Origin of the sequence: Microbulbifer epialgicus (assembly GCF_041447265.1) — a bacterium.
GTDB lineage: Bacteria > Pseudomonadota > Gammaproteobacteria > Pseudomonadales > Cellvibrionaceae > Microbulbifer > Microbulbifer epialgicus.
The window spans coordinates 1-10,708 of sequence record NZ_JBGMEK010000107.1; the positions used below are offsets into that span (position 1 = coordinate 1).

Genomic DNA, 10,708 nt, shown 5'->3' on the forward strand with positions numbered 1-10,708 from the left:
TAAAAAGGAAAGGCTTCTACCACCGTCTTTTCTCCCGAAAAAATAATTCGCCCCTCTATTTTTACTGTGATTTTTTCTTGAAGGGTATTCCGAAATAATTTTCCGCAGTGCTACTAGTACTCTTCTCGATAAAATTTCCCGAATTACTATTGGATCAGAAGGAAAGAATACACTGCACTCGAGACACGCTGTGAATACATCCCTGTAAGCTCGTAATCGGCATCCATGCCTCATACGGTCCCGAGCGCAGTGTATTCTTTCCTTCCCTCTTTTTAGTAAGAAACCCTCTCCGCTGTAAAAAAGAGCACTAACAGTGAAAAAAGTGACACAAAAATATCAATAAAATGTCGGTGATTTTTTGTGCGCTCGTGCAATGTCACACAGCTGTAAGGCTGGCCGCGGATATACCACAGTTATACACAAGTCTATCCAGCCATTCTGTTAATAACGGCCGGCCTGTGGAAATCCCCTAAAAATCAGTGGTGTTTTTTTACCCATTAAAAAGCCCCCTGCGGAAACTGGGATCTGAAAGTGGATATCCCGGAGTTATGCACAGGTCTATCCATGGTTTCTGTTGATAAGGTTTTTTTATGAAGAATAGTTCTAGAGTTTGCCTTTATTTGATACTGGAAATAACGCCTATTCTTAAGAGAACTTGACGCCACTAAAGACTCCTTTGTGTCCTTGTTCAAGATAGTCATATTTATAGTTCTTCAAAGCGGATAATTTTGGTTTGCCGGGCTCTGGGCTCGTTAAAGTTTGAGGTCTCTTGATGAAAATAGTATTCGCTTGTGTGCTGGCTAGCCTGTTTGTGGGTGTTGGAGTCTCTAATGCCAGTACGCTGATTGTAGGAAATAAATATGAAGGTACAGTCAGCTTTATAGACCTGGAGAATGGCCAGGAAATTAAACGGCCAGAAACGGGGGGCGCACCCCATGAAATGATTCTTTCTCCCGACAAGAGCAAGGCAGTAGTGGTTTCCTATCTTGAGGACGGCTATGTAGGTGAGGAATTAAATGTTTTTGATGTGGCAACGGGCAGGCGAATTAGCATCATCAAGATTAGCCCGCACATGGGCCCCCATGGTATTGCCTGGCTGGGCGATAGTAACAATGTGATTGTCACAACAGAAGAAACCAATGATGTTATTAAAGTAGATGTTTCATCGGGAAAAGTAATTGGGTCTGTCTCAACAGATCAGATAGGCAGCCATTTATTGGCTCTGTCACCGGATAGCAAAACCGCTTATGTCACCAGTCGCGGCTCTGATACTTTTAGTGTTATCGATACAGAGTCAATGAACCTGAAAACCACACTTCCCGCCGGTGAGGGACCAGAGGCGGTTTGGGTTAGCCCCGATGGTAAAGAGTTATGGATAGGAAACAATCAGTCGAAAAATATTTTTATCTACGACACTGATAGTCTCAAGAAGAAGGAGACCTTGGATGTGGGTTATTTACCTATTCGGATTCGTTTTAATCCGGATGGGAAGTTAGTCGCTGTAGCTGACCTTCAGGGGCATAGGATACTGATCTATGATGCGGCGACACGTAAAGAAATCAAGGCAATAGACGTAGGTGCTGTAGGTGCCCGTGAGCCCGCTTCTCTACTATTTTCTCCGAATGGTAAATTTCTATTTGCCGGGTCACAGAGAGATGGAAAAGTAGTAGAAATAGATACTGATAACTGGACTGTTGGGCGGGTATTTAGGGCTGGGCAGGGAGCGGATGGTTTGGAGTGGAGCCCGGTAAAGACCAAGCCACAATAAGGTTAGTGGTGCAATTGCGTAGTTTGTTTTGCACCTGTTGTCTTAGTGCTCTCTTCTAAAGTGTAATCTCTTGAGAACAATTAACTGTTTGTAGAAAGAGTTGCCTAAAGACTTATGGTGTAGATTTTGAGATCTTGGGTTTTGCCATCAATAGTATAATGGTTGACAACTGTATCTGTATGGATACCACCAGCCCGCTAAGCTATTGCAATGCTAGCTATATTTTCAGAGAGGCACTGAATACTAAGTTTACGGACCCCTTGGTTATTTTTCAGATGCACACATATTTTTTCCACTACTCTCGTTATAACTCCTCGGCCCTGGCAGTGGGTGGAGAGCCAGTAACCAATTTCAGCGCATCGCTTATGAAAATTTACCTCTTTTATACCGAAAATGCCTGAAACTTTTTCTTCAAAAATAATCTTGTACCAAGCGGCTCCGGTATTTTTACTGTAGATTCGCTGGCGAAGATATTCTCTGGTGCTGGATAGATCCTTAATTGACTCTACCCAATAGAGATATTTCGCCAATAGGGAACGGTTCTGTTCAATAAGTAGATGAATTTCCTGCGCATCTGCATCTGTGAGGGGTTTGAGGAGAATATCTTCTGTTACAGAGATTTCCATAGCTACCAACTTTACTAAATAAGCCGAATTTACCTATTCTACAAGCGGTTAGGTAAACTTGCCCAAGCCCTACAGCCAATTGCGGTGACAAAGAGAACGCGCACTGTGTTCACTTTCTGTTTTTAGGGCATACAAGAATTTCTTCCCGGGTTGCGATTTCTACCATGACACTAAAAAGAGGGAAGGAAAGAATACACTGTGCTCGGGACCGTATGAGACATGGATGCCGATTACGGGCTTACAGGAGTGTATTCACAGCGCGTCTCGAGTGCAGTGTATTCTTTCCTTCTGACCCAATAGTAATTATGAGAGGTTTAATCTTTTCCCTTAAATGCGAGTTAAAACAAGTTCCGTTGCAGCCCTGGAATCAAGTAACTACTCGATAATTTGCAGGATGGTAATCGGCGAAAATCCAGTGGCGATACCGCAAATTATGTTTCCAGCATAAAAGTAACCGGGCCGTCATTCAGGAGGGAGACCTGCATATCTGCAGCAAAAACTCCGCTGGCTAGAGGCGAAAACTGGGATTTTGCACGCTCGACGAAATAGTCATAGAGCGCTTCGGCTTGCTGGGGGCTGGCACCACGGCTGAAGCTGGGGCGCAGGCCGCGGTCAGTCTCGGCTACCAGGGTAAACTGGCTGACGACCAATAAACCACCGCCGGCCTGCTGTACATTCAGGTTCATACGCCCATTTTCGTCGGAAAAAATCCGGTAATTCAGTACCTTGTTCAGCAATTTGTCTGCGCTCTCATGATTATCCTTGGCCTCCACGCCCAATAGAAGCAGCAATCCGTTGTCGATGGCTCCGACTGACTCTCCAGCCACATCTACACGGGCGTGGCTAACCCGCTGGATCAATCCTTTCATCTCAGACCTCTCTTTCTCTCTGGAACCCTGTGTGTAAATGCCCTAGATTAGCGGACTGATTAACGTAGAGAAACCGAGAATACGGTATGAAGAAACAGTTAATAGCGTTCCTGGCTGGAGCCCTGGCCACAGCTAGTGTGCAGGCGGCAGACTCTTACCCAAAGAGTAAAGCAGTCGAACATGTGGATGAATATTTCGGTATCGAGGTGGCGGATCCCTATCGTTGGATGGAAGACATGTCCAACAAAGAGGTTAAAGAGTGGGTTAAGGCCCAAAATGAGCATGCTCTGCCGCATCTGAAACATTTGCCCGGCTGGCAGAAGATCAATGACCGCCTTACGGAACTGTGGCGCTATGAGCGATATGGCGTGCCCTATAAGAAAGGTGACAGTTACTATTACGACTATAACAACGGTGACTGGGACCAGAATATTTTCTACCGCACCCCAGAGCTTGCCCAGGACGGCAAGCCAATGCTGGACCCGCGCAGCCTGAGCGAGGATGGCACTATTGCAGCCAAACGCCTCAAAGTCAGTCCAAAGGGCCGATACCTGGCTTACGGTATCTCTGATGGTGGGACTGACTGGACCGACTATCGTATTCGCGATCTTGAGACAGGCAAGGACTTGGAGGAGCAGCTGACCGGTATCAAGTTTAGTGATACCAGCTGGGCTCCGGATGAGTCTGGTTTTTACTATAGCCGCTACCCGTTTAACAAGGATGGCACTGCGGATGATAGCAAGCAGGTAGCAGTCTATTTTCACCGCCTGGGGGATGCTCAGAAGCAAGACCAGTTGATATACCAAATTACGGATCATCCCACCCGCAACCCTGGAGCAGCGGTAAGTGACGATGGGAACTACCTGTTATTCGGTATCTTCGATGGCTATGACTCCAACGGCTTCTACTATCGCGACTTGCGCGATAAAAGTGGCAAGGTCGTTAAGCTGCTGGATGACTGGGATGGTCTGTACCAGTATCTTGGCAATAAGGGGAGCACTTTCTTTTTTGAGACCAGCGCGGGAGCACCACTGGGGCGTGTGATCGCTATCGACCTGAATAGGCCGCAACGCAAGAACTGGCGTGACCTGGTGCCGGAAACAAACAGTACCCTGCAGAGTGCCAGCTATATCGGCGATCGCTTCGTACTTCATTACCTGGAAGACGCCAAGTCGCGGGTATTGGTGACCGATACCAACGGCAAGAAACAGTACGAGCTGAAGCTACCCGGTGTGGGTTCCGTGAAGGGCTTTTACGGCGAGCCGGATGAAGTGGAGACCTTTTATTCTTTCTCCAATTTTATAACCCCGCCGAGCATTTACCACCTGAATGTGCAGACTGGTGAAACCAAGCTGTTCAAGCGGCCGAAATACGCGACAGATTTCTCTGGCTTAACCGTGAGCCAGCATTTCTATAAGAGCAAAGACGGCACCCGCGTACCTTTATTCCTGGTGCATAAGAAGGGCATGAAACGCGATGGCTCCAACCCTACGCTGCTGTATGGTTATGGTGGTTTCAACTCCGCTCAGTTGCCACGCTTCTACAATCGCTTTGTGGGCTGGCTGGATATGGGCGGTACCCTGGCACTGGCCAACTTGCGCGGTGGTAGTGAGTACGGCAATGCCTGGCATCAAGCGGGCACCAAAACCCAAAAGCAAAATGTATTCGATGACTTTATTGCCGCAGCTGAGTGGCTGATTGAGGAAAAAGTTACCTCTCCAGAGAAACTGGGTATCAGTGGCCGCTCCAACGGTGGACTGCTTGCGGGTGCGACTCTAGTGCAGCGCCCAGACCTGTTTGCTGCGGCACTACCTGTGGTGGGTGTACTCGATATGCTGCGCTATCATACGGCTTCCGCCAATGCGCGTCAGTGGTCAAGTGACTATGGCTTGAGTGAAAATCGTGAGGAATTTAAAGCGTTGCACGCTTACTCCCCGGTGCACAATACCCGCAGGGGTACCTGCTATCCAGCCACTCTGATTACCACTGCCGATCGCGATGATCGAGTGGTGCCCTGGCATAGCTACAAGTTTGCTGCCGCCCTGCAGAGGGATCAGGGCTGTAATAAACCTGTATGGCTCGCGGTGGAGACCCGGGCGGGGCACGGCGCAGGCAAACCGATATGGATGCAGGTGGAAGACTTTGCTAATCAGTGGAGCTTCCTCGCCTACCAGCTCGGTATGAAAATCGAGTAATCTTTCCAATTAATCCGACATAAACGATACCGAGGCCATTTGTTGAGGCTCCCGGTATTAAAGAAAAGTTGGATGAATTTCTGGGGTCGTATCACTGAAGGATTAGGTGTGCGGCCCACTCTGCCGGAGCAGCGGTACCACCAGCCGGTTTGCCCTTCCGGAGGGTGGCGGTTTCGGCAGAGAACATCACTGGGTATGAATAACGATAACTAATCATCCGGTGGATTTATGAAACATGCGTTTGTAACGGGGGGCAGTGGCTTCCTCGGTGCCAATCTGGTGGAGCAGCTGGTTGACGATGGCTGGCGGGTGACCGCCATGCACCGGCGAACCTCAAATACGGATATGTTGCGCTCTATGGGGGCGGAATTGGTAGAGGCCTCGTTGGAAGACCTCGACTCTCTTCGCTCGGCTATCCCAGACAATGTCGATGCTCTGTTCCATATGGCTGCTAACACCAGTATGTGGCGCGGTGGCAATGTCCAGCAATGGAGAGACAATGTCGAGGGTTCAGCAAATATTGCTAAAGTGGCTAGGGAAAAAAATGTAGGGCGTATGGTAGTCACCAGCTCTATTTCTGCCTACGGCTACCACAAAGATAAGATCACGGAGGAGAGTGCAAAACTGGCTGATGATCCTCGTCATCATTACTTATATACCAAGAAGCGAGAGGAAATTGCCGTACGCAAGGAAATTGATCAGGGGCTTGATGCGGTATTTCTCAACCCCTGTGCAATTGTGGGTAAATACGATACTTCCAGCTGGGCTCAGACTTTTTTTCTGATAGATAAAAACCAGTTACCGGGAGTGCCTCCTGGTTGGGGTTCTTTTTGCCATGCTGGCGCTGTAGCGCGGGCACATATTAATGCAGTGGAAAAGGGTCGCTGCGGAGAAAATTATATTCTCGCTGGTACTGATGCGAGCTTCCTGGAATTTTTCGGAAAAATAGCCGAGTTGTTACACAAGCCTGTGCCCAAGCGTACTACTCCCGCCTTTGTTATTCAGTCTATTGCCTGGTTTTCTGATCTCTGGTCGCGAGTGAGCGGCAATGAGCCGGTCATTACCCCGGAAAAGGCTACCCTGGTTACACGCCGGGTTGTAGCCAGCAGCTCCAAGGCAGAACGCGAACTCGATTATCAATCACAGGTGGCATTGGATACTATGTTATGCGAATGTCGTGATTGGTTAGTACAGCAAAATTTATTGGAGTCAAAGTGAATCGCGGTAATATTATTTTTATTTTGGTCGCCTTATTACTGGTTTTGCAATTAATTCAGTATTACTTTTTCTCGGGCGCCCATTAGCGCCCCACCTCAGTATCTACCAAACGCCAGTATCCAATGATTCATCTCCCGATTTTTGGTTTTATTGTATTAATGGCAATTTTTTAGGAGTCGATAATGGAGGAGAAGCGCTGCGGTTGGTGTCTGTCAACGCCATTGTATCAGCAATACCATGACGAGGAGTGGGGGCGTCCGGTTACAGATGATAAAACCCTGTTCGAATTCCTATTGTTGGAAGGTGCCCAGGCCGGACTTTCCTGGATTACAGTTTTGAATAAAAGGGAAAATTACCGCCGCTTGTTTGATGATTTCGATGTGGGAAAAATCGCGCGCTATACACCCAAAAAAGTGGAAAAGTTACTACTGGATCCGGGCATTATTCGCAACCGCCTGAAAGTGGAGTCCGCAGTAAAAAATGCTCGCGCCACCCTGGCTTTGCGAGAAAAGGGGCAATCCCTATCGGAGTTCCTGTGGCAATTTACTGATGGCCGCGTGATAGTGAATCGACCGGCCTCCCTCAAGCAGGTACCTGCCAGTACGGTAGAATCTGATGCTATGAGCAAAGCGCTCAAAAAAGCCGGTTTCAGTTTCGTAGGCTCTACCATTATGTATGCCCATATGCAGGCAACAGGAATGGTGAACGATCACCTGCAATCCTGCCCCGCCCACCAACGCTGTGTAAACGAGGCGGAGGGTGCGGGGCTTTTGTAGGGGGGTAACAGCAGGGGGTGAGTGCGCCACGCTCACCAGGAAGGCGCCCATGAATCCGGATAATCTGGTTACCGAATACTGGCCCCTGGTGATCACCGGCCTTCTGCGCCTGGGGGCCGCTTTATTGGTGATTGCGTTGACTCTGGTTGCGGCGCACTTGGCTCGCCGTGCCGTTGCGCGCCTGCCCAGCCGCCTCGATGCCACCCTGGTGCCGGTATTGCGCAATATCACTACCTGGGCGATTTATATTGTCGGAGCGCTGGTGGTACTGGATATCTTTGGTATCAACACCACCAGCCTGATCGCCCTGCTCGGCGCCACAGGGCTGGCAGTGGGCTTGGCGCTAAAAGATACCCTGCAGAATATCGCCGCAGGATTTATCCTGTTGGGGCTCCGTCCATTCCGTGTAGGTGATGTTATTCAATTCGACCAGGCTCTGGGAACCGTGCGCGAGGTAGGTCTTTTCACTACCGAGCTGGATACCCCAGACGGCCTGCATGTCAGTGTTCCCAACAGCGTGATCTGGGGGCGGGCACTTACTAACTTCAGCCGCAATAAGACCCGCCGTATTGAGATAGTGGCGAGCATCGCTTATGGGGATGATATAGAGGCCGGTTTGGAAGTGTTGCGCAAGCTGGTAGAGGAGGAGCCACGAATTCTCGCTAAACCGGAGCCCAGTTATGCGGTGCGTGCACTGGCCGATAGTTCTGTGGACCTGCAGTTGCGGGCATGGACTGGAACTGACCAGTACTGGAGTGTGTACTGGGAGCTGATGGAGCGCCTTAAGCCGGCGCTGGAAGAGGCTGGACTAACTATTCCCTTCCCGCAGAGAGAGCTGCGAATACTGCGAGAAGATGTGCCCAGGAGCGAGAGTAGCACCGCGGATTCGCGGGGCGCTAACACGGGACCAAGATAACTCCATTTACTGAGGTGAAATAGCCTCTTCTCCCACGGCTCAACGCACAGATATGGCGTTTGAAAGAGCTCGAATCGACAGTTCAAAGATTTCGTGTCAAAGTTAGCGGCGTTTTTTTGTACAACTTTTGACCGAGATAGGAAAATGCCGATTAAGCTGAACAACCCTTTGATTCCCAGCCTGCTGGCTGTCGCTATCCTCGCGGGCTGTCAGGGCGATAAGACCGCTCAGGCGGGAGCGAATGCCGACAAAGCTCAAAGTGCCGTTGCCGAAGCCCCTGTAACCATTGATGCGGTGGCTGATGTAACCATTGATGCGGTGGCTGAGACCAAGCGCCTGACGGAATGGCTGGATGCGCGCTATGAAGAGCAGCTGCAGTTCAGTCCCATGCAGCTATCCTATCTCGGCCGCAAGGAGCAGTACGACCAGATCGACGATATGAGCGAAGCCGCCGAGGCGCGCCAGCTGGCCTGGAAGGAAAAGGCCGTTGCGGAACTCAAGAAGAATTTTGACTACGAAAAGCTGAGCCAGGAAGGCAAAACTTCCTACGATATCTGGATTTACCAGTTCGAACAGGCCAAGGCTGCAGAGCCTTTCAAACGTCACGGCTATATCTTTGAGCAGATGGGCGGTGTGCAGTCACAGCTGCCGAACTTCCTGCTGAATTTCCACAAGGTGGACAATATCGAGGATATGCAGGCGTATATTGCCCGTATCGGCGGTATTTCCCATGCTATCAACCAGTTGCGTGAGCGCGCAGAGCAGTCCTCTAAAGAGGGTATCCGCCCACCGCGCTTCGCTTACGAGGGTGCGATCGAGCAGTCCAATAAACTGATTGATGGCGCTCCCTTTACCGATGGCAAAGACGCCCCCCTGTGGGCCGGCGCCAAGGGCAAGATCGCTGAGCTGCTCGAAGCCGGTAAGATTGACCAGAAGCAGGCTGACAAGCTGACCGCAGATGCCCGCAAGGCTCTGGAAAGCGAGTTCCTGCCCGCTTACGAAACCCTGATTGCTTGGCTGAAGAAAGATGTAGAGAAAGCATCTGCAGAGCCCAAGGGGGCCAGCAGCCTGCCGAACGGTATGGCCTACTACAACCAGCGCCTCGCTAATACCACCACCACCAGCCTGACCGCCGATGAAATCCACAATATCGGCCTCAAGGAAGTGGCGCGCATCCGCGGTGAGATGGAGGCGATCAAGAAGCAGGTGGGTTTCGAGGGCAACCTGCAGGAGTTCTTCAAGTTCATCCGTGAAGACGGTCAGTTCTACTACCCGAATACCGACGAAGGCCGCCAAGGCTACCTGGATGACTCAACAGCCTTCCTCGACAATATCTCCAAGAAACTGCCGCAATACTTCGGCTTACTGCCCAAGGCCGAGCTGGTGGTTAAGCGTGTGGAGTCCTTCCGCGAGCAGGATGGCGGTGCCCAACACTACTATCCTGGCACCCCAGACGGCTCCCGTCCGGGCATCTACTATGCGCACCTGTCCGATATGAGCGCCTACTCCACTACCGATATGGAGACCGTGGCTTACCATGAGGGCAACCCCGGCCACCATATGCAGATCTCCATCGCACAGGAACTGGAGGGGATCCCACAGTTCCGCACCCAGGCACATTTCACGGTGTATGTGGAGGGTTGGGCGCTTTACTCTGAAAAACTGGCCAAGGAAATGGGAGCCTTTGAGGACCCCTACAACCTGTTTGGCCACCTGACCGCTGAGATGTGGCGCGCGATCCGCTTGGTAGTGGATACCGGTATGCACGCCAAGGGCTGGAGTGAGGAGGAAGCCGTAGTGTACTTCCTGGAGAACTCCGCGATTCCCGAAACTGCCGTGCGCTCCGAAGTGCGTCGCTACCTGGTATGGCCGGGCCAGGCTACCGCTTACAAAATTGGTATGTTGAAGATTCAGGAACTGCGCAAGCAGGCTGAAGAGCAATTGGGTGATAAGTTCGATATCCGCGGTTTCCACGATACCGTTCTGGGTGGCGGCGCCCTACCGGTACCGGTTCTGGAAAGCCGTGTGGCTGCCTGGGTGGAGTCAGTTAAGCGCACATAGCTCAATAGATACTGCTAGCAGCATAAAGCCGGGCTATGCCCGGCTTTTTTGTGTGTTCGCATATAATAATCGTCTTCTGATGGAAAGGGGGGAGCCTTAGTTTTCCTTTATTTGGGGTTTGGGGGATTTATTATTAACCCGGTGGCTCTATAGTTCTGTATAATACCCAAATGGATATTATTGATGCAAGAAAATTACCCGCTTCCGCGCAGGAAGAGAAACGCCGAACTGCCGTAAAGCTTTGGAAGAAATCAGAGTCTATAGCAGAAATTGCACGGA

General features: G+C 50.4%; 8 protein-coding genes. 6 read left to right on the forward strand and 2 right to left on the reverse strand.

Features of this window, described 5'->3' with window-relative positions; genetic code table 11:
• The first annotated feature begins 772 nt into the window (after nt 1–772).
• Complete coding sequence (locus tag ACCI49_RS21940; protein WP_371841371.1) at nt 773–1,768, forward strand: YncE family protein; 996 nt, start codon at nt 773–775, stop codon at nt 1,766–1,768.
• A gap of 197 nt (nt 1,769–1,965) precedes the next feature.
• On the opposite strand, the gene ACCI49_RS21945 is transcribed toward ACCI49_RS21940, so the two are convergent.
• Both ACCI49_RS21945 and dtd read right to left on the reverse strand, forming a co-directional pair.
• Complete coding sequence (locus ACCI49_RS21945) at nt 1,966–2,394, reverse strand: GNAT family N-acetyltransferase (RefSeq protein WP_371841372.1); 429 nt, start codon at nt 2,392–2,394, stop codon at nt 1,966–1,968.
• A 431-nt stretch (nt 2,395–2,825) separates the two neighbouring features.
• The gene (gene dtd, locus ACCI49_RS21950; protein ID WP_371841373.1) at nt 2,826–3,263 is read right to left on the reverse strand and encodes a D-aminoacyl-tRNA deacylase; all 438 of its coding nucleotides are present in this window, start codon (nt 3,261–3,263) and stop codon (nt 2,826–2,828) included.
• Nucleotides 3,264–3,349: 86 nt separating this feature from the next.
• Here dtd and ACCI49_RS21955 point away from each other — a divergent pair, with 86 nt between their 5' ends.
• The 5 genes from ACCI49_RS21955 (at nt 3,350) to ACCI49_RS21975 (ending at nt 10,429) form a co-directional block, all read left to right on the forward strand.
• Entirely contained in the window at nt 3,350–5,458 is a 2,109-nt protein-coding gene (locus tag ACCI49_RS21955) for a prolyl oligopeptidase family serine peptidase (protein ID WP_371841374.1), read from the forward strand.
• A 228-nt stretch (nt 5,459–5,686) separates the two neighbouring features.
• The gene (locus tag ACCI49_RS21960) at nt 5,687–6,676 is read left to right on the forward strand and encodes an SDR family oxidoreductase (RefSeq protein ID WP_282952159.1); all 990 of its coding nucleotides are present in this window, start codon (nt 5,687–5,689) and stop codon (nt 6,674–6,676) included.
• A gap of 182 nt (nt 6,677–6,858) precedes the next feature.
• A complete protein-coding gene (locus ACCI49_RS21965; protein ID WP_020414108.1) occupies nt 6,859–7,452 on the forward strand; it encodes a DNA-3-methyladenine glycosylase I in 594 nt (197 codons plus the stop codon).
• Between the two features lie 49 nt (nt 7,453–7,501).
• Nucleotides 7,502–8,368: a mechanosensitive ion channel family protein gene (locus tag ACCI49_RS21970; protein WP_371841376.1), complete on the forward strand. Its 867-nt coding sequence runs from the start codon at nt 7,502–7,504 to the stop codon at nt 8,366–8,368.
• Nucleotides 8,369–8,512: 144 nt separating this feature from the next.
• Nucleotides 8,513–10,429, forward strand: a complete 1,917-nt coding sequence (locus ACCI49_RS21975) for a DUF885 domain-containing protein (protein WP_371841377.1) — start codon at nt 8,513–8,515, stop codon at nt 10,427–10,429.
• The last annotated feature ends 279 nt before the right edge of the window (nt 10,430–10,708 follow it).

Coding starts and splice junctions, on each gene's coding strand:
- ACCI49_RS21960 (WP_282952159.1), top strand. CDS start 5,687: ATGAAACATGCGTTTGTAACGGGGGGCAGTGGCTTCCTCGGTGCCAAT.
- ACCI49_RS21940 (WP_371841371.1), top strand. CDS start 773: ATGAAAATAGTATTCGCTTGTGTGCTGGCTAGCCTGTTTGTGGGTGTT.
- dtd (WP_371841373.1), bottom strand. CDS start 3,263: ATGAAAGGATTGATCCAGCGGGTTAGCCACGCCCGTGTAGATGTGGCT.
- ACCI49_RS21965 (WP_020414108.1), top strand. CDS start 6,859: ATGGAGGAGAAGCGCTGCGGTTGGTGTCTGTCAACGCCATTGTATCAG.
- ACCI49_RS21955 (WP_371841374.1), top strand. CDS start 3,350: ATGAAGAAACAGTTAATAGCGTTCCTGGCTGGAGCCCTGGCCACAGCT.
- ACCI49_RS21975 (WP_371841377.1), top strand. CDS start 8,513: ATGCCGATTAAGCTGAACAACCCTTTGATTCCCAGCCTGCTGGCTGTC.
- ACCI49_RS21970 (WP_371841376.1), top strand. CDS start 7,502: ATGAATCCGGATAATCTGGTTACCGAATACTGGCCCCTGGTGATCACC.
- ACCI49_RS21945 (WP_371841372.1), bottom strand. CDS start 2,394: ATGGAAATCTCTGTAACAGAAGATATTCTCCTCAAACCCCTCACAGAT.